The following is a 19,475-nucleotide window of genomic DNA, read 5'->3' as shown; positions in this document are numbered from 1 at the left end:
TCATGAAGACGTATTTTATTTTTGCCTTTTTATTGTTTTCAACGATCAGTTATGCCCAGCCTTGTTCGTTACTGACGGACACTTTCCGGGAAGCCGACAAACTCAGGAGCGACAAGGAAGAATTTCAGCGGTTTCGTTTCAGTGAAAACCAGTTGGATCAGGTGCAGGTGCTGCCAGGCCTGGATAAGGGTATTACGAATATCAGAATATTGCAGAAAGTCCTGGATCAGGATTTCGATTCCTACACAAAAAACTTATTCTGGCAGCTGGATGAGAAACTGGCAACGCATCGCTTGGAAGAAGTGAAAAAGGAATGCCCGGAAACCAGTTTTAAAGTTTATGAAGACGAGATCATCTACTATAAATCGAAATACAGAGCTTTTGATCCTGAGAAAGATAAGGTAGTTAAGCCAAATTGAGAATTACTTTTAACGCAAAAAAATAACCAGCCGAATGTTCCGACTGGTTATTTTTTTAGTATTTATTGATGCCTAAACCGCAGCAGCTTTTCTGTTTGTCTTCGGTTTCAAAACACCTGCATTTTCCTTATCACGCATTTTAATGAAGTCTTTGAAGCGACGAACCGTTGCCATAATAAAGCCGATAACCAGTACAAAAGTACCCAGCCACAGAATATTGATCAAAGGCTTTTCAGTTGCTTTCATTACGATGAAGTCGCGTTGAGTCGTGTTCACTGCAAAAGTGAATTTTCCTGTTGAAGGATCAATTTCCTGGAACTGAACACGGAATCCTAGATCTTTATTCACTTCCGGTTTGCGGGCAACCAACCGGTCACGTATCACAAAAGAAGGTGTTATCACAAATTCCTGATCCTTATCAAGTACACGTATCATGGCTTTTACAGCGGCATCGCCTTCGCCAAGTTTCATTCCTTCCACTTCTTCCGTGCGTACTACGTTTTCCAAAATGGCAACATAATCGTTTACAAAAAAAGTATCACGCATACTGATCGTAAAGTTTTCTGTCGGGCTCCAAACGGGCTCCGCGGTAGGATTTGTCACCATGGATACATAGGTGTACAAATCTTTGTCCAGTTCTCGCTGAATGTCCGGAGATGAAACCAAACCCATCCTCGGGTTAATCTGTGCACGAGGGAAAAGGTTGAAAACTCTTCCTGACGGTTCGCGATATTCAATTTCGTAATAGAAATTCTCTGGAAAAACTTCTATCGTGTCGCCTTTTGAATTGTATTTTTTATCATTGACAATGATATCACGAAGTGCAACAGCATGGAAATCGTTCTCGATCATATCCACCCAGCTCTTGGGAATGTAACCAGGAATATGACGTGGCTCCACGCGGACGTCGCGCCAGGTTAACATGTAGTCACCCATTTTTTCAGGCTTATTCAACCAAAGTGTTATGTTTTCCTTGTTTTCTTTATTGTCGTTGTTTGTAAATTCTGCACTCCGCGAAATCATTAAACCGGAATTATTGATCGAAACAACCCTGGTATAGGCTGACGAAAATAAGATTCCCAGCAACATTAAGGCCACACCGATATGAGTAACCGCTCCACCGGATAAGCTGTAATTACCTTTAAGAATCTGGAAAAGAATAGCTCCGTTGGAAACGATCGCGAAAATTGAAGTGGTTAAAAGAACGATATACTGGATTTCTTTAACGCCTTGGTACGTGATAACCGCCGCGCTGATTAGCAACGCGATAAGTAACGGATTATATAAAACCTGCAATTTGTCTTTTCCCACACGTTTCCACCAGAAATATTGTCCGATACCGGTAAGCACGATAATCAGGGAGAAAAACCACAACTGGAATTTGTTATAATGCGCAATCTGATCGGCTGGAAGCGCCATATTCAACACGCCTCCGAAAGCCTCTGCGATTTTGTTGTAAACAGGAATGGAAGTGGTTGCTAAGATCTGGAACCCGGAAAGACAAAGCAAAGTTGCGCCGATAAAAATCCAGAATTCCTGAGAATAGGTAGAAACTTCTTCTTCGTCGGATGGGAGGTCTTTCCAGCGATATATTAATAAAGCAATAGAAACGACTGTAAAAGTAAGAAGATAAATCAGCAACTGACCTGACAATCCTAAATCGGTAAAAGAGTGAACCGATGCATTTCCCAAAACCCCGCTACGTGTCATAAACGTAGAGTAAAGGATCAGGATAAAAGTTGCTATGGCAAGTATAAAGGATGTTTTCAGTGCTGTTGCATTTCTTCTGGCGATGATCATCGTATGAATCGCTGCAATCAGAATCAGCCAGGGAACGATAGAAGAGTTTTCCACCGGATCCCAGTTCCAGTAACTGCCGAAGTTAAGCGTTTCATACGCCCAATAAGCGCCCATTAGAATACCAACGCCAAGGACCAACGCAGAAAATAAAGCCCACGGCAAGGCAGGACGAACCCATTCATGTATTTTTTTTGTCCATAAACCAGCAATCGCGAAAGAAAAAGGAATCAATGTTGTAGCAAAACCAAGGAACAAAGTTGGCGGGTGGATAACCATCCAGTAATTCTGTAAAAGCGGATTTAAACCGTTCCCGTCTTTGGCGATAAAGTTCGGATCCATCTGGTAAACAGGAAGATCCGGCATAACTTCTTTCATCAAAAGGAAAGGCGTAGAGCCGATTTTCAGATCAATTCCAGGAATTACGACACCCAAAATCATCGAGGTCAAAAATGCCTGGACCAATGCAAAAATGGTCATAACAGGAGCTTCCCAGGAACGGTTTGAGAAAATCAGAATCGACCCAAGTACCACGTTCCAGAAAATCCATAGTAAAAAACTACCTTCCTGATCCTGCCAAAAACTGGAAATCGTGTAACCCGTTGGTAAAGAAAGCGAAGAGTTTTTCCACGCATAGTGGTACTCGAAATAGTGATTTCCGATTATCCAGTATAGCGAAAAAACAATTCCCAGAACAGATAATGCGTGAATTGAGAATACAACTCTGGCATATTTTTTCCAGGACGAAACCTCGTCTAACGGAGTTCCGGCAAGTCCTGCTTTGAAATAAGCGAAAACTGCCAGCAAAGCAGACGCAAATGCAATGATTGTGAGGAGGTGGCCTGCACTTCCAATGGTAGTATGAATCATGATTTAGATGCGGTTGCCTCAGTCGTTTCCATTTTACCGTTTTCATATTTCGAAGGACACTTCATCAGGATCTTCTCTGCTGCAAAGGTGCCATTCTCCATTTTTCCAACGACTACAACCTGTTCTGATTTGTCGAAGTCCTGCGGTTTTGTACTTCTGTACACCACCTTTTGAACCATATTTTTATTGTCGATCAAAGAAAATTCAAAATAATTGGGATCGATCTCCGGATGGTACTGCATATCGACAATTTGGCCGGACGCATTTTTCGGCAATTTTCCAACGACGTGAATACTTTCGTTATCACCATCTTCCGCCATTTCTTTGGCTTTCCCGAAATCAACATAAGTACTCGCATCGCCTGCGGTTGAAACAATAATTCCAATAGCCACGGCGATTATAATAAGACCTAATATTTGGATCTTTTTCATATTATTTACTTGATATTTAACTCTTTTTCAATTCTACTAACCTTGGAATCCACGCGAAACATGTTGATCGCTATACCTGCCAGAACGATAGCCACAACCGCTACGACAACCCAAATCTTTCCATCTGCTCTCAGTTTGTCGGCCATTTCTACCTGATCGGCAGCCTGGGCAAACAAGAGTTGCGGCAAGGCCAAGAGCGTCATTAAAAGGAGAATTATTTTTTTCATGATGATATAATCTTAACGAAATTAAACTTTGATTGTTATTGGTGCGCGCTGACGGCTGTATTCGTATTTGCAATATTTTCGCGCAGGTATCTGTTAATTCTTTTCACTCTCACGCGCAGCTCAATGAGCCAAACGCCCATCAGTGTCCAGCCGATGATGGCAGGATAAAACACTTTACGCATTTCATTGTTCATGTCATAGGAGCTGAATGCCGGATTTCCACCATTTCCAGGGTGTAGCGAATCTGTCAATCTTGGCAGAATGTAGATTAGTGGAATAAAAACCGCGAAAGCCAAAATATTATAAACAGATGAGATTCTTGCCTTGCGCTGCTCGTCTTCGAATGAACTTCTAAGCAGCATATAAGCCAGATACATCAACATCCCAACTGCTGCTCCGTTCAGTTTCGGATCATTAGGCCAGGGATCGCCCCAGGTATAATTCGCCCAGACCGAACCGGTAAGACAACCCAAAATGCCGAAAAATAAACCTCCTTTTGCAAATTCACTTGCTTTGTCGTCATGATCCAGCGAACCGCTTCGTAAATATTTAAATGCGAAAATCATGGATGTGAAAAGCATGATCGTCATGGACATCCAGAGGGCTACATGAAAATAGGTATTCCGGATACTCTCGTTTAATATAGGCTGATGTGGAACGGGCCCCATAAATCCTACAATAACAACGTAGAATAATATGAGTATACAAAGAATCTTCCACCAATATTTCGTCATAGTATATTGATAATTAGGGTACTTGTTTTGGTAAAAAAGCTGGTTGAGTTATAACAATATTTAGTTAAATCTCATTCCGGTTATTAGTAAATAAAATCAGCTTCGCCATAAAAAGGGGAAAAGCAGGTAACTCAATGTGATAACAATTAAATCAATTGATAACAACGTAGTAATTTCGTCAACGCTAACGCTCCAATCTAACCCATCCATTGCGTTTTTTGCCAAACGTATGGTCATTAAAAGCATTGGCAGTATGATCGGAAAACTTAAAACAGCCATCAAGGTTGCATTATTCTCTGCTTTTGATGCAATTCCGGCTACCAGCGTAAGTACCGAAGCGAAACCAATGGCAGATAATAAAATACATATCAGGTACAGCCCTACATCCTGAACCGGATTTCCCATCACAAATGCATAAAAGCCAAAACCGATTCCGGCTAGCAGCAGCATGATCAGCGAGTTGTAAATAATTTTTGAAACAATAATCGCCTGCGGACTGCATAGATTATAATAGTAAATCAAGCGCCCATAACGTTCCTGCGAAAAACTTTTTGCAATTGCATTCACGGCCGTAAACAAAATAATGATCCAGAAAAGTGTATTCCAAACAATAGGAGTGAGTTGGCCCCGGCGAAGATTAAAACTGAGGTAACATACGAATACTGTGGATACTACATAGAGTAACATACCACTCAACGCATACTTTTGTCGCCATTCCAGCGTCACTTCTTTCCAAATGAGGGTTTTTATCTCGCTCAATACTTTTTGCTATCGGCAGTCAGCTATTGGCTTTCCGCGCGGTGATTATATTTGTTACTCTGGCTTTCAGACGTTGTCCTTTCGCGTTGCAAAAGTACGACACAAAACCCGAGCGTAATAATATAAACGGGATGTTTTTGCATGATTTATAGCAGGGTTTTGTTAAATGATCACGTAACTGTTTGAAATCCGGGCAGAGAATGCTTAATTTGCACTTACGTATATTTAATCTAAATAAGCTAACATGTCAGTTCGTACCGTTTCGCAGCTCCAAAAAGGGGAGAAGGCAGTCATCAGATCATTTTCTGATCGCCTGATGTCTTTGAAATTATTGGAAATGGGATGTGTGCCAGGTTGTGAAGTGCGTCTGGATGCGGTTGCTCCTTTGGGTGACCCGATTTGTATAAATGTGGGTGGTTGTTATTCTTTATCTTTACGCTTAAACGAAGCTTCAACAATAGAAATTGAATAAATCGTTTCTCGTTCTTTTTTGCTATTACCATTGAAACAAGAAAATATAAAAATTGCCCTCGTAGGAAACCCGAATGCCGGAAAATCAACATTATTTAATGCTTTAACAGGCTTACGACAAAAAACAGGGAATTTTCCGGGAGTTACGGTAGAAAAAAAATCAGGTACTTTCAGGTTAGCTGGTGGGAGTGGGGAACCGGACAGAGATGTGACTGTTGTGGATTTACCCGGGACATACAGTGTCTATCCAAAGTCTGCGGATGAAGGGGTTGTAATGGATATTCTGGCAAACCCAAAACATCCTGACTATCCCGATGTTGTGATCGTGGTTGTTGATGCTTCGAATCTTCAAAGAAATCTTCTTCTTTTTACAGAAATAAACGATCTTGGTCTACCGACTATTCTTGCACTGAATATGCTGGATGTTGCGGTCAGTATGAAATTGACTGTCAACGCAGTTCAGCTCGCAATGCAGTTGCATGTGCCGGTGGTGAAAATCAATGCGCGGACCGGTGAGGGTGTACAAATTTTGCAGCAGGCAGTCAGTACGCTGGTGGATAAAAAGGAAAAACCTTCGGTTAAATATTTTTATGTCCCGAAAGGAAATGAGCCTGCGTTGATTGACGATGTAAAAGCCTTGCATCAGCTTGATAATGATTACGTTGCGTTGCAGTACGTTTGTCAGCATGATAATTTTTCCTTTCTGGATCAACCGGTTAGAGTAAAACTTGACGGTCTGATTGAAAAGCATAAATTTGATGAGACCGGTTTTCTTGCTGAGGAAACGATCGCGCGGTATAAAACCATTAAACCTATCGTTGATAAGGCGGTTAAGTCCGAAGGAATCTCTGAGCAGCCTCTTTGGACGCGCCGACTTGATAAGGTGTTACTGCATCCAGTCTGGGGTTATGTTACTTTTGCCATTATTCTGATGGTCATCTTTCAGGCTATTTTTGCCTGGGCGTCTTACCCAATGGACTGGATTGATGAAAATACCGCAGCTTTAATTGGTTGGACAAAAGAAGTACTCCCGGCAGGCGTACTGAATGATTTGTTAACCGATGGTATCATGGCTGGAATTGGAGGTGTCATTATTTTTATTCCGCAGATTGCAATTCTGTTTGGGCTGGTTTCTTTGCTTGAGGAATCCGGTTATATGGCCAGGGTTATGGTGATCATGGATAAGGTAATGCGGAAATTCGGACTGAACGGGCGAAGTGTTGTTCCGCTTATTTCTGGTGTTGCATGCGCAGTACCGGCCATCATGACTACCAGAAGTATCAGCAGTCGCCATGAAAGACTTTTGACTATTCTGGTCACGCCGATCATGAGCTGCTCAGCCCGGCTTCCTATTTATAGCATACTCATTGCTCTAATTATCCCTTCAACAAAAGTGTTGGGTATTTTTAATATGCAGGGTCTGGTTTTATTTGGACTTTATTTTTTAGGACTAGCCGGTGCGTTAGTTTCGGCCTGGATTTTGTCTTTGTTTATAAAAAGAACCGAACCAGGTTATTTCATGCTGGAAATGCCGACTTATAAACTTCCACGTTGGGGACATGTTGGTTTTATGATGTATGACAGCGTGAAATCATTCGTGCTCGAAGCCGGTAAAATTATTCTTGCTATCTCGATCATTCTCTGGGTTTTATCATCCTATGGTCCCAGTGATCATATGGAAGTGGCAGAGCAGAAGGTCGTTGCCGCGATGCCATCTGCGGCGGAAGAACAGGTTGCAGCTGCCATTGCTTCGGCCCGATTGGAAAACTCTTATGCCGGAAACTTCGGAAGATTTATTGAGCCTGCAATCCGTCCGTTAGGTTACGATTGGAAAATAGGTATTGCCTTACTCGCCTCATTCGCAGCCCGAGAGGTTTTCGTAGGAACCATGGCAACAATTTACAGTATCAGCGGTGATTCTGAGGATGTATTGACAGTTAAACAAAGACTTGTCCAGGAGAAAAATGATCAGGGCGGACCCATGTATACTCCGGCAGTTTGTTATTCCCTGCTGATATTTTATGTTTTCGCCATGATGTGTATGAGCACAATTGCAGTTGTTTACCGCGAAACGCATGGCTGGAAATGGCCGCTTATTCAATTGGGATATCTGATGGTACTCGCTTACGTTTCGGCATTTGCTGTTTATCAGCTTATGAGCTAGTTATCGAATTTTGCCTTTTTTTTATTTCAGATAATAGAAACTTTTACTACCCGTCGGATGGCCGAAAAAAGCCATCCGACGGGAGGCTCGATCCGGTCCGACGGCTTTTTTCGCCGTCGGACCGGTAACAAACCAGCTAATACCTATTTTCGATAAATACACTTTCCTGCAAAACAATTTACCAGCCCAAATTCTCCACAATATCCGAAGCAATCATAGCCGTTTGGGTTTTCTTTTCCGATGCCCTGTCACCAGCCAATCCATGTTGATATACACCAAAAATAGCAGCCTGTTCAGGTGTATATTTTTGCGCCAGCAACGCTGCTACAATTCCCGTTAAAACATCTCCACTGCCTCCCGTTGCCATACCTGCGTTTCCTGTTGAATTAAAATGAACATCTCCGTTTGTAAGTATTACAGCTGTATTAGCTCCTTTCAGGATGATAATGACATTATGTTTTTTTGCAAAACTCCTTGCAAGTTCAAGTCTCTCGAATTCATTTGAGGATTCGCCGGCAAGTCTTTGAAATTCTTTTGGATGCGGTGATAAAATCGTATTGGACGGAAGTTTATCAAGCAGATCTGGATGTTTGGCAAGAATATTCAAAGCATCGGCATCAACAATGATCGGTACATTTATTTTGTCCAAAAGCTCATCCAGCATCCGAACTGTCAGTGGTTCCTGGCCAATGCCCGGCCCAATGCCTATTGCAGAATAAGCGTCCAACTCAGGGAGTACTGTAATAATCCGCTGATTACGATCTACGGAAAGCATTGCTTCGGGAATTGAAATCTGCAAAATTTGATAGCCGCATTCCGGTACGTGAACCGTGAGTAAACCAACACCTGAATAAAGACAAGCTCTTGAAGAGAGTACTGCCGCGCCCATTTTACCATAACTTCCCGCAAAAATCAGTGCATGTCCAAATGTGCCTTTATGCGAAAACTTTTCCCGTTTTTTTGCCAGCGCCTCGCCTGCCAATTTATCCGTATAATAATAGGGAGTAAAAGTCTGCTCAATAAATTCTTTGTCCAGACCTATATCAACTACGTGCCAGTCGCCTGTAAATTCAGCGTTTTGAGGCATCATAAAAGCCAGTTTTGGTAGCTGGAAAGTGACTGTATGATCCGGTTTGACAATCGTGTCGGATTTTTCATTTGTTTTATCAACGTATAAACCGCTTGCAATATCAACTGATATTACGATTCCCGATGCTTGATTTATTAATCCAATGACCTCTTGTAATAGACCTGCCACCGGTCGGGAAAGCCCGGAACCTAACAACGCATCGATGACAATCTGATTGCTGTTTAATTCCGGCATCGCGTGTGATTCATAAATTGACTGAACCTGTAAATTTCCCTCCAGGCGTTCCAAGTTCTGTCTGAAATCATCGCTTCCATTTTCCGTATATTCTATCACAAAAACTCGCACATGAAATCCTTTTTCGTTCAGGAGTCGTGCAATAGCCAATCCGTCACCTCCATTATTTCCTTTGCCACAAAAAACGGAGACGGATTTGCTGACATCAAAACAATTGATAAACCAGTTTACAAATGCTAGTGAAGCCCTTTCCATAAGATCCAGCGATGAAATGGGTTCATTTTTTATCGTTTGTGCATCTAGTGCGCGAATCTGTTCTGCGTTTAGTATTTTCATAACCAGTTAGCCAAGTTGCGATGTCAAAGTTAAAATACTGATAATGGATACAATCACTAATATTATTCCATTGCAAAAATGGTATATTTATCTGCAAAAAACTGTCGAAACGCTTTTATATATTAATTATTAATCTTAGCTTTGCACTCGTTTTCGCAATAGCTGTTTTGAATGAAGGGGCGTCACCCCATCCGCTGGAAGCAAGTTGCAATTTCAATTTCATTATAAAGCATCGTCATGAGCGAATTAATTAAACTTGTAGAAGCTACGATTGAAAATCGTACCTCCGAGTATCCTGTGTTTAAAGCAGGTGACACGATCAACGTACACGTTAAGATCAGAGAAGGTAATAAAGAACGTATTCAGCAGTTTCAAGGTACGGTAATGCAACGCCGTAATTTGAGCGGAAGCGGAGAAACTTTCACTGTGCGTAAAATTTCTAACGGAATTGCAGTTGAACGTATTTTCCCAATCCTTTCACCAAGTATCGCGAAAATCGAATTGATTCGTCGTGGTAAGGTGCGTCGTGCGCGTTTGTTCTTCTTACGCGGTCGTCAGGGTAAAGCTGCTCGTATTAAAGAGCTTAAAGTAGCGAAGGCATAAGATATTTTCTTCGGACGAAATTAAAAACCCTGCAATAGAATTTTTTCTTTGCAGGGTTTTGTTGTTTAGGTTGAAAATGACCGCAGCGCCATTGAAAATGAAACTTATTTCTTATAGTTAGGTTTTTAGAATAACTAAACGATTGCCGAAAGCCGATCGCCGACAGCCAATATGGAAATTCCTTTTTTTAAATACCAGGGTACGGGAAATGATTTTGTGATGATTGATAATCGTTCAGGATTTTTTTCTCCGTCCCAGAAACTAATCGAATCACTTTGCCATCGCCGTTTTGGAATCGGAGCGGATGGACTTATCCTTCTTGAAAATGAAGAAGGATATGATTTCCGCATGGTTTATTTCAATGCGGATGGCCGCGAAGGAAGTATGTGCGGAAACGGTGGCCGATGCGCTGTTCGTTTCGCCCATGATCTTGGGCTTTTTGAAACTTCCACTTCGTTCATCGCAGTCGATGGCCCACATGAAGGATTTGCTTCAAAGGATATTATTCGTTTAAAAATGAGCCCTGTAAATGGTGTGGAAAGGCATGATAAGTACGATTTTATGAATACAGGTTCGCCTCACTATGTGACTTATGTCGATGATATTCAGGAAACCGAAGTTGTGGCCATCGGAAAAGATATTCGATATGGTTCTGAATTTGGGCCGAAGGGAGGTACAAATGTTAACTTTGTTCAATTGCTTGGAGAAAATCACATCAGTGTCAGAACTTATGAGCGTGGGGTAGAGGATGAAACGTATTCTTGCGGAACAGGTGTGACAGCCTGTGTTTTGTCTGCGCACCTTAGAGAAGGTTGGAATGGCCCGGTGAAAGTGGAAACTTTGGGAGGAACGTTGGAAGTGGATTACTCAGAAAAATCAGATTCCAAATTTGATGATGTTTATTTAATCGGTCCTGCCGTTCGGGTTTTTGAAGGAAATATCATTATCTGAGTTGCTTGCACCGATTTGCAATCGGTGTAGTTATGGTTTAGCGTTTGTAACGCGATACCAGGCGCAGAAAATTATAAACAATTTGTTATTCTCGCGTTGCAAACGCGAAACCAAAAAGGCACTGATTGCAAATCAGTGCCAGCTATTTCAATACCTCATTCTGCTTCAAGAATTCCGCCGTGCAGGTGAAAGATTTTCTTTTCATTCCATTCCGGAACTCTGCAAAAATCCAGTGCGGCCACTTTACTTCGAACGCCATTGGTACAAATCACAATAATATATTGAAAATCCGACAGCAGATTTCTCTGCTGCCGGATTTCTGCCAAAGGAATGTTAATTCCTCCTTCATTAAATTCTTCAAATTCCCAGTTTTCCCGGACATCGACAACAATACAATCCGCTTGTTGACGAAGGTCGTTCATCCTGGAAAGGTTGATATCGGTATATGTATTTTTGTACATAAGTGAATTCAACGGATATTATCTGCCGTTTGAATAAGGGTGGTCCTTCACAACGGGAATGTTCTTCGCAATCAATTTATGAATATCTCTCAGATATGTTTTTTCGTCTAAATCACAGAAAGAATACGCAGTTCCTTTTGCTCCTGCACGACCGGTACGGCCAATACGGTGAACGTATGTCTCAGGAATATTCGGAATTTCATAATTGATCACGTGTGTCAGATCGTCCACATCAATTCCCCTTGCAGCAATATCTGTGGCAACCAAAACCCGTGTTGTCTGGCTTTTAAAATTCTTCAAAGCATTCTGGCGCGCATTCTGGGATTTGTTACCATGAATTGCTTCAGAGGTAACGCCTGCTTTACGCAAAACTTTTACCACTTTATCGGCTCCGTGTTTTGTTCTCGTAAAAACTAGCGCAGTAGCAATAGAGTCGTCTTTCAGAATATGTAAAAGCAAACTGTTTTTGTCTGATTTATCGACGAAATAAACAGATTGTTTGATCGTGTCTGCTGTTGAGGAAACGGGGGTTACCTCAACTTTGGCAGGATTCGAAAGGATCGTATCTGCCAGCGTCATGATCACCGGCGGCATCGTAGCAGAGAAAAATAGCGACTGACGTTTGGCAGGTAACAGGCGTAAAATCTTTTTCACGTCATGCACAAAACCCATATCCAGCATACGGTCGGCCTCATCCAAAACAAAAATTTCCAGTTGTTTCAAATGTACAAAACCCTGGTTGATCAGGTCTAAAAGTCTACCCGGCGTTGCGATTAAAATATCTACACCCCGTTTTAATGCATCCGTTTGCGGCTTTTGACCAACACCTCCAAAAATTACGGTATGTGTAATATTCGTGAAACGTCCGTAAGCTGCAAAACTTTCTCCGATCTGGATTGCCAGTTCACGCGTTGGCGTAAGAATAAGCGCTCTGATCGGTCCTTTGTCATGTCTGTCTTTTTGCTTTTCTTCCAGTATCTGAAGCATCGGAATTGCAAATGCTGCGGTTTTTCCAGTGCCCGTCTGCGCACAACCCAATAAATCTCTATGCTGTAATATTATAGGAATTGCTTTTGCCTGGATTGGGGTGGGAGTGGTGTATCCTTCTTCTGTCAGAGCCTTTTTAATTGGCTCAATGAGGTCTAAATCTTGAAATGTCATTTGGTTGTTTTAAGCTGCCCATGTGTATAGCTTTAAGTATAACAGAGCCGAAAATAGTATTATGAAACCTTTTCAGGTTCTACGGATAACAGCAATACTTTTTTTATCGTTCATTATATTTTTAATTTTGATTTGACCTTCACGAGAAAGCCTGATAGTTTTCGTGAACGATTTTAAATGAAAGTCGTATCTGTAACTTTCTATGACAGATTTTATAAACTATTTTGCCACTTTGACTTGCATCGTTCCCGGAGAGTGCCAGCTGAAAACGTGATATATGGCAGGAATTGTGCCCACGTTACGAATAGAATGCATTTGATTGGATGCCTGGAAAACAACCGAGCCCGGTCCGACTCTTTTCATAGTTACGTTAACCAAGGCTTCCAGCGTCCCTTCCTTTATAATGATGATTTCTTCTTCCTGATGTTTATGCGGCGGATGAGAGCTTTCACTTGGGTTGAGCGTGGTTACGTGACATTCCAATTCGTCCAGGGTGGCAGTTGGAGACCGGAAAAATGTACGGACAGATCCTGTTTTTGTTTCTTTTACAGTTATATCATTCCAGTCAAAAATGGAAGAATTGAGTTTGTTAATTTTGGAGTTCGCAAAGACAAACGTCATGGTTAACCCCGCTGTTACAGCTGCAACGGTAATATCTCTTTTTGTCAACATGTTCAAACGAGTATTTTGTAAGGTATATTTAGAAGAAAGATCTTTCTTAATTATACTTTTCTGTTAGATTGTTTAATTTAATAAAGAATACTAACAGCAAAATTTCAAAGCCTGATGAAAATCTATATAGCCATTTTAAGAGGAATCAACGTGAGCGGTCAGAAGTCGATCAAAATGACTGAACTTAAAACGATGTTTGAATCTCTGAACTTCGGCGAGGTGAAAACATATATTCAAAGTGGTAACATCACCTTTAAGGCCAAACCGGGCAATGATAAAGATCTTCAAGATCAAATTCATGAAGCCATACTAAAAACCTTTCATTTTGATGTTCCGGTGATTGTTTTAGATGAAACAGAATTGAAAAATATTCAGGAAAACAATCCATTTTTAACAAATAGAAATGAAGATGAATCTAAACTTCATGTCACATTTCTTTCTGAAAAGGCGCAAAAGGATCTGTTTGAAAAACTCAAAGAAGCTGCTCAGTTCTTACCCGATGAATGGATTTTATCAGGACGAGCTATCTATATTTTCTGTCCGGGAGGTTATGGAAAAACAAAACTCAATAACAACTTTTTTGAGAAGAAACTAAAAGTTATCGCCACGACAAGGAATTGGAAAACGGTGAATGAGTTGGTATCGATGGTTGGTCAATAGTCGTCGGTTTCGAAAAAATTGTAGATTTGTGTGAGGTTTATGGTTACATAGCCATAAACGGAAAAGATCGGTAAGCGAGCAATTAATTGTAAGAATATATTCACTTATACCCAAAATATGGAAGATTCATCAAGACGCAAATTTTTGCAAAATGCCGGGTTGGCTTCACTGGTCTCTATTTCGCCATTGGCCGCTGAACCTGAAAGAACGAAAGAAGTTTTTATCCACCATGTTCTTTTTTATCTGAAAGATCCTAATAATGCTCAGGATGAGGCAAAACTCCTGGAAGGGTTGAAAAAATTGGCGAAAGTTCCTCAAATCAAATATGTGAATATCGGAAAACCTGCACCGACAGATCGTTCGGTGATTGTGAAGGATTACACATTTTCATGGATGTGTTTTTTTGATAATATTATTGAAGAAGAATTATATCAAACGCACCCAATCCACGACGAATTCCGCAATAACTACGCACACCTTTGGGAAAAGGTAGTGATTTACGATTCTGTTGGTCCTAAAAAGGTTTAGTATAAGAAAGGATCGGCAGGAAATAAAATGCCGATCCTTTTTACTCTTCGATCAAAATTCCCATTTTACCCATTCTGTAGTCCCGGTAAGCTTCCATAACCTGAATTTCCTCGCTTACCACGAAAGGTCCTTTGGCTATAATTGTTTCACCAATCGGTTCGCCACTCATAAATAAGGCCTTGGTATTTTCCAGAATTTCAAGCTGGATACCGTCTCCATTGTCATCAAAAACAATCATATTTTGAGAATCAACCTGCTGGCCTCCAATTTTTACTTTTCCTGATAACACATATAAAAAAGCATTGTGTTTTTCTGAAAAAGGAATAAAAGTACTTCCTCCCTTATCCGCCCATATCATCGCCGAATTTATGTCGGTCAACGTTGGAACCGGCCCTTTTTTTTCTAATAAATCACCACTCACGATTGACAATCTCACTTTTTGGTCAGCACTCAAAACCTGAGGTGTGTTTTCGGCAGTTAATGGAAAATAAGTTGGCTGATCCATTTTGTTTTTTACAGGAGAATTGATCCACATCTGAATAATTTCCTGACGGCCACTTGCCACAGGTCGCTCGCTATGGATTATACCCATCCCTGCATGCATCCACTGCACACCACCGGTAAGCACAGTGCCCTTGTTTCCACGACTATCCTGGTGATAAATCCCTCCTTCGAACACAAAAGTCACAGGTGCGAAACCTCTGTGAGGATGTGGGGCAATACCGGAATGTTTCAAATTGAAATCTTCCGGAATCTCATTTTCGGCATGATGCAGTAAAATAAACGGATCCAGATAATCTATTTGGATGGATGGAAGCGGCTGTTTTACAACGATTTCACCCATATCTTGTACCTGCGCAAAAACGACCTTTAAAATTCCCCTGCTTTTCATGGTTTATTTGTTTAGTATTAAAGTCAATTTATTGAGTATGGTTTATTGCCTCCATCCTTTATTTCGTTGCCGGCAATTGAAGTTTGCTAAGTGCAAAATGAACACTACAAAGATCGTGAATTTTACTATATAATAGTAAGTTATATACAATAGTATAGTACTATACTATTGGTAAGTGGTTATTGGAATTAAGTCTGAATTTACTGCAACTCAAATCTTATCATCATTGGGAAAATCTTTCAATATTTCAATTGCCATTTTATTGTTGGCCAACCTATCGGCGCTCAATATTAGTGCCCGTGGCGCTAACAATACCAAAATAGGAATCGATGAGTCAGTCCGTGTTTGGGAGGGTGAAAATCAATTCGCTCAGCCAAGCAATGATATTCGATTGAATCAGGTTGGATTTTACCCGACTGCTCAGAAAAAAGCTTTTGTCGTAGGAGAAAAAGGACAAGAATTTTATTTACGTGATCTGAAGACCAAACAAATCATTTTCAAAGGCAAACTTGGTCCGGTTCTCACAAGTCCACATTCCGGAAAAAAAAGTCGCATCGCTGATTTTTCTGCGGTAAAAAAAATTGGGAAATATATTCTGGAAGTACCTTTGGTAGGTGTTTCTTATACTTTCGAGATAAAATCAGAAATACATAAAAATGTTACCACATCCGCCATCCGGGGATTTTATTATCAGAGAGCCTCTGTGGCCCTGCCTGAAAAATTTGCTGGAAAATGGGCACGGCCGGCGGGTCATCCTGACGACAAAGTTCTGATTCATCCTTCTGCTGCTTCCCAGGGTCGTCCTGAGGGGTCAGCCATCAGTTCGCCTCGCGGTTGGTATGACGCCGGCGACTATAATAAATATATTGTCAATTCCGGGATTACGATGGGGACATTACTCTCGGTGTACGAGGATTTTCCTGTTTATTTTAAAAACCTGAAAACCAATATTCCTGAAAGCCAGAATGCCGTTCCGGATTTGCTGGACGAGGTTCTGTGGAATCTTCGCTGGATGCTTACTATGCAGGATCCAGCTGATGGTGGTGTTTATCACAAACTGACAAATCCCCGGTTCGACGCCATGATCATGCCTGATGCATGCAAGAATCCCCGTTACGTTGTTCAAAAAAATACTATCGCAACACTTGATTTTGTTGCCGTTATGGCGCAGGCAAGCCGTGTCTTTAAAGCGTTTGAAAAGCAGTTGCCGGGATTATCCGATTCATGTAAAATTGCAGCAACGAAAGGATGGAATTGGGCTCAGAAAAATCCTTCTGTTCAATACAATCAAAAGGAAATGAACACGAAGTTTGATCCGGATGTGGTTACTGGTGGTTATGAAGACAAAGACGGAAGTGACGAACGTATCTGGGCAGCGGCTGAAATGTATGTCACCACTAAAAATGAGGATTATCTGAAAAATATTTCTTTTGAAACAGATAAACCTATGCCGCTTCCATCATGGAGCCAGGTAAAAGCGCTTGCTTATTATACAATGATCAGACACGAAAAACAACTCGGGCCGGTTGATCAACAGTATCTGAGATCGATTAAAAAAAGTGTTATTGATTTTTCCAATGATTTACTGAAAGATATGGAGCAGCAGCCTTATCAAACGGTCATGGGAAAAACGGCTAAAGATTTTGCCTGGGGAAGTAATGCGGTGGCTTCAAACCAGGGAATTGCTTTGATTCAGGCCTATAAGCTTACAAAAGATAAAAAATATCTGGACGCAGCATTGGGCAATCTGGATTATATTCTGGGAAGAAACGCAACGGGTTATTCTTTCCTTACCGGTTTCGGCTCTAAACAAATTATGCATCCGCATCATCGTCCATCGATTGCTGACGGCATTGTAGAGCCGGTTCCGGGACTTTTATCAGGCGGGCCCAATCCCGGACAGCAGGATAAGTGCGAAGGATATCCGAACAAATTTGCCGATGAGTCTTTTGCAGATGTGGATTGTTCCTATGCCTCAAACGAAATAGCCATTAATTGGAATGCTCCTTTTGTTTATCTGGCTGCTGCAATGGAAGCACTTTTTTCGATGTAAATAGTATTGAATATAAAAAAATGACACTCCATCGGGGCGTCATTTTTTGGTTATATATGGTCGAATTTTAGTAATTACTTTTTAGTGCTTTCCACCGGAACATTGGGATCCGTCTCGTTGTAGCCACCGTGGTCGGTCATATTTTCTTCCTCAGATTCATGGATAGCATCCTTCTTGATTTGTTTGGAAGGTTTTTTACTGTCGTCTTCCTGTATAATATCACTGTCCGGGCCTGATCGGGAAGGTGAGCCACCTTCAACATTTTTGTTTTTGTTATCCTTGTTCATGACGTTGTCTGTTTTTTAAAACAAATGATCAAATTTTGTACCGTTTGTTTTTTTAACAAATGGAGTGCAGAAACTGTCTTCAGTGTTCACAAAATTCTACATATTGGAAAGAGCTTTCAAAATATCTTGTGCTGACCATACAAGACGGACTCAGTTCAACCTAACCAGATGCCATTGACTGATTAAATTTTCGGGAATAGATTTAGTACTGTTTTTGCTTTTTAAGAATATATTTTATGAACCAAATTTCATTCCAATGAGCTTCTTCGAATCATTTTCACAAATACGTGGTATTTTAAAAAGTATCGATTTAACTGCTGTCGGCAAGTTGGCAAAACGTGTTGACTTGAATAAGCTCATAGGGTTGGTGATGAAGATGAGTGATGCCGACCTTGCTAAAATGGTGCGGTTAATGCAAGCTGGTGAAGGAAAACAGAAAGAGGCTCCGGAGGTAAGCGGAGATTTTTATCAGCTGGACAAAACGCTGACAAAGGAAGATCGGGAGATCCAGTTAAAAGTAAGGGCTTTCATGGACAGCGAAATTCGTCCGATTGCCAATGAATATTGGAATAAGGCACATTTTCCCATGCATATCATTCCACTGATGGCTAAACTGAATATTTGTGGATTGACCTATAAAGGATACGGATGTGCAGGGAAATCGGCTTTGCTGGAAGGATTTATAGCCATGGAAATGGCACGCGTCGATTCATCAATCTCTACATTTTTCGGCGTTCATAGTGGGTTGGCCATGGGATCCATTTATATGTGCGGTTCGGAAGAGCAGAAAGCATACTGGCTTCCAAGAATGCAGCGCATGGAAATGATCGGTGCTTTTGGTCTCACGGAGCCGGAGGTTGGTTCCGGTGTTGCAGGCGGACTGACCACAACCTGTAAAAAAGTGGGCGATGAATGGATCTTAAACGGTCAGAAAAAGTGGATCGGGAATGCCACGTTTTCTGACATAACGATAATCTGGGCGCGGAATCTGGATGACAATCAGGTTAAGGGATTTATTGTCAAAAAAGATAATCCCGGTTTTAAAGCGGAAAAGATGGAAGATAAAATGGCTCTCAGAATTGTTCAGAATGCTCTTATCACGTTAACAGACTGCAAAGTACCTGAAATGGCCCGGTTGCAAAACGCTAATTCCTTTAAAGATACAGCCAATGTTTTAAGAATGACCCGAGCAGGTGTGGCATGGCAGGCCGTAGGATGTGGGCGCGGAGCCTATGAACTTGCGTTAAATTATACGCTCAAAAGAAAACAGTTTGGCCGTCCTATTGCTGGATTTCAATTGGTGCAGGATCTGCTGGTGACCATGCTGGGCGATCTGACTGCCATGCAGACGATGGTTTATCGCCTGTCGCAATTACAGGATGGGGGAGAACTGGCGGATGAACATGCATCTCTTGCCAAAGTTTTTTGCACGTTGCGTATGCGTTCCATCGTAGATCATGCCCGAGAACTTTTTGGTGGAAATGGGATCCTGCTCGAATATGATATTGCCAGATTTGTTGCCGACGCCGAGGCAATTTATTCTTACGAAGGAACCAAGGAAATAAATTCGCTGATTGTCGGAAGGGCCATCACCGGAGAAAGTGCTTTTGTATAAACTTTCGTCTTCAGGATAATTCCAACGTTTTGAAAGTTATCGGTGTCATAGAGGTGATTC

The 19,475-nt window shown here is 41.3% G+C and carries 20 protein-coding genes; 9 read left to right on the top strand and 11 right to left on the bottom strand.

The genetic code is table 11. The features are described from left to right. Positions 1–2 precede the first annotated feature (2 nt). Positions 3–419, top strand: a complete 417-nt coding sequence (locus AC1XUO_RS00525) for a hypothetical protein (RefSeq protein WP_483327807.1) — start codon at positions 3–5, stop codon at positions 417–419. Between the two features lie 72 nt (positions 420–491). On the opposite strand, the gene ccsA (AC1XUO_RS00520) is transcribed toward AC1XUO_RS00525, so the two are convergent. The 5 genes from ccsA (AC1XUO_RS00520) to AC1XUO_RS00500 all read right to left on the bottom strand — a co-directional run bounded on the left by ccsA (AC1XUO_RS00520) (position 492) and on the right by AC1XUO_RS00500 (position 5,237). Beyond that, positions 492–3,086, bottom strand: a complete 2,595-nt coding sequence (ccsA, locus tag AC1XUO_RS00520) for a cytochrome c biogenesis protein CcsA (RefSeq protein ID WP_483327806.1) — start codon at positions 3,084–3,086, stop codon at positions 492–494. Further along, the gene (locus AC1XUO_RS00515; RefSeq protein WP_483327805.1) at positions 3,083–3,517 is read right to left on the bottom strand and encodes a cytochrome c maturation protein CcmE domain-containing protein; all 435 of its coding nucleotides are present in this window, start codon (positions 3,515–3,517) and stop codon (positions 3,083–3,085) included. Before AC1XUO_RS00515 ends, ccsA (AC1XUO_RS00520) begins: the two co-directional genes overlap by 4 nt. Before the next feature lie 5 nt (positions 3,518–3,522). Then, on the bottom strand, positions 3,523–3,720 hold the full coding sequence (locus tag AC1XUO_RS00510) for a CcmD family protein (protein ID WP_483327804.1): 198 nt from the start codon (positions 3,718–3,720) through the stop codon (positions 3,523–3,525). Between the two features lie 59 nt (positions 3,721–3,779). Further along, entirely contained in the window at positions 3,780–4,478 is a 699-nt protein-coding gene (gene ccsA / locus AC1XUO_RS00505) for a cytochrome c biogenesis protein CcsA (RefSeq protein WP_483327803.1), read from the bottom strand. 96 nt (positions 4,479–4,574) lie between these two features. After that, positions 4,575–5,237, bottom strand: coding sequence for a heme exporter protein CcmB (locus AC1XUO_RS00500; protein WP_235149134.1), 663 nt, complete (start codon positions 5,235–5,237; stop codon positions 4,575–4,577). A 244-nt stretch (positions 5,238–5,481) separates the two neighbouring features. Here AC1XUO_RS00500 and AC1XUO_RS00495 point away from each other — a divergent pair, with 244 nt between their 5' ends. Then, on the top strand, positions 5,482–5,709 hold the full coding sequence (locus AC1XUO_RS00495; protein WP_090335077.1) for a FeoA family protein: 228 nt from the start codon (positions 5,482–5,484) through the stop codon (positions 5,707–5,709). A gap of 30 nt (positions 5,710–5,739) precedes the next feature. Beyond that, the gene (gene feoB / locus AC1XUO_RS00490; protein ID WP_483327802.1) at positions 5,740–7,872 is read left to right on the top strand and encodes a ferrous iron transport protein B; all 2,133 of its coding nucleotides are present in this window, start codon (positions 5,740–5,742) and stop codon (positions 7,870–7,872) included. Between the two features lie 178 nt (positions 7,873–8,050). Here the strand turns inward: feoB and AC1XUO_RS00485 are convergent, their stop codons facing one another. Further along, a complete protein-coding gene (locus AC1XUO_RS00485) occupies positions 8,051–9,532 on the bottom strand; it encodes an NAD(P)H-hydrate dehydratase (protein WP_483327801.1) in 1,482 nt (493 codons plus the stop codon). Positions 9,533–9,769: 237 nt separating this feature from the next. Between AC1XUO_RS00485 and rplS the strand changes: the two genes are divergently transcribed. Beyond that, positions 9,770–10,135 carry a 50S ribosomal protein L19 gene (rplS, locus tag AC1XUO_RS00480; protein WP_137340618.1) on the top strand — a complete coding sequence of 122 codons (366 nt, stop codon included), beginning with the start codon at positions 9,770–9,772 and terminating at the stop codon, positions 10,133–10,135. A gap of 171 nt (positions 10,136–10,306) precedes the next feature. Then, a complete protein-coding gene (gene dapF, locus AC1XUO_RS00475) occupies positions 10,307–11,086 on the top strand; it encodes a diaminopimelate epimerase (protein ID WP_483327800.1) in 780 nt (259 codons plus the stop codon). Positions 11,087–11,241: 155 nt separating this feature from the next. Here the strand turns inward: dapF and AC1XUO_RS00470 are convergent, their stop codons facing one another. The 3 genes from AC1XUO_RS00470 to AC1XUO_RS00460 form a co-directional block, all read right to left on the bottom strand. Further along, a complete protein-coding gene (locus AC1XUO_RS00470; RefSeq protein WP_483327799.1) occupies positions 11,242–11,547 on the bottom strand; it encodes a rhodanese-like domain-containing protein in 306 nt (101 codons plus the stop codon). A gap of 18 nt (positions 11,548–11,565) precedes the next feature. Continuing rightward, the gene (locus AC1XUO_RS00465; RefSeq protein ID WP_310588258.1) at positions 11,566–12,708 is read right to left on the bottom strand and encodes a DEAD/DEAH box helicase; all 1,143 of its coding nucleotides are present in this window, start codon (positions 12,706–12,708) and stop codon (positions 11,566–11,568) included. A gap of 219 nt (positions 12,709–12,927) precedes the next feature. Next, complete coding sequence (locus AC1XUO_RS00460) at positions 12,928–13,380, bottom strand: cupin domain-containing protein (RefSeq protein ID WP_483327798.1); 453 nt, start codon at positions 13,378–13,380, stop codon at positions 12,928–12,930. A 114-nt stretch (positions 13,381–13,494) separates the two neighbouring features. Between AC1XUO_RS00460 and AC1XUO_RS00455 the strand changes: the two genes are divergently transcribed. Both AC1XUO_RS00455 and AC1XUO_RS00450 read left to right on the top strand, forming a co-directional pair. Further along, positions 13,495–14,040 carry a DUF1697 domain-containing protein gene (locus AC1XUO_RS00455; RefSeq protein ID WP_483327797.1) on the top strand — a complete coding sequence of 182 codons (546 nt, stop codon included), beginning with the start codon at positions 13,495–13,497 and terminating at the stop codon, positions 14,038–14,040. A gap of 117 nt (positions 14,041–14,157) precedes the next feature. Then, a complete protein-coding gene (locus tag AC1XUO_RS00450) occupies positions 14,158–14,568 on the top strand; it encodes a Dabb family protein (RefSeq protein WP_483327796.1) in 411 nt (136 codons plus the stop codon). Between the two features lie 40 nt (positions 14,569–14,608). Here AC1XUO_RS00450 and AC1XUO_RS00445 read toward each other — a convergent pair whose 3' ends face one another. Next, entirely contained in the window at positions 14,609–15,460 is an 852-nt protein-coding gene (locus tag AC1XUO_RS00445; protein ID WP_483327795.1) for a pirin family protein, read from the bottom strand. Between the two features lie 325 nt (positions 15,461–15,785). Here AC1XUO_RS00445 and AC1XUO_RS00440 point away from each other — a divergent pair, with 325 nt between their 5' ends. Continuing rightward, a complete protein-coding gene (locus AC1XUO_RS00440; RefSeq protein ID WP_483328649.1) occupies positions 15,786–17,513 on the top strand; it encodes a glycoside hydrolase family 9 protein in 1,728 nt (575 codons plus the stop codon). Positions 17,514–17,587: 74 nt separating this feature from the next. Here the strand turns inward: AC1XUO_RS00440 and AC1XUO_RS00435 are convergent, their stop codons facing one another. Next, a complete protein-coding gene (locus AC1XUO_RS00435; RefSeq protein ID WP_483327794.1) occupies positions 17,588–17,800 on the bottom strand; it encodes a hypothetical protein in 213 nt (70 codons plus the stop codon). Positions 17,801–18,056: 256 nt separating this feature from the next. Here AC1XUO_RS00435 and AC1XUO_RS00430 point away from each other — a divergent pair, with 256 nt between their 5' ends. After that, entirely contained in the window at positions 18,057–19,415 is a 1,359-nt protein-coding gene (locus tag AC1XUO_RS00430) for an acyl-CoA dehydrogenase family protein (RefSeq protein ID WP_483327793.1), read from the top strand. The last annotated feature ends 60 nt before the right edge of the window (positions 19,416–19,475 follow it).

It is taken from the genome of Dyadobacter sp. HNCC25DJ186, from assembly GCF_056895235.1.
The sequence above is the reverse complement of the archived record's forward strand: the minus strand, read 5'-3'. Positions and strand labels throughout refer to the sequence as shown.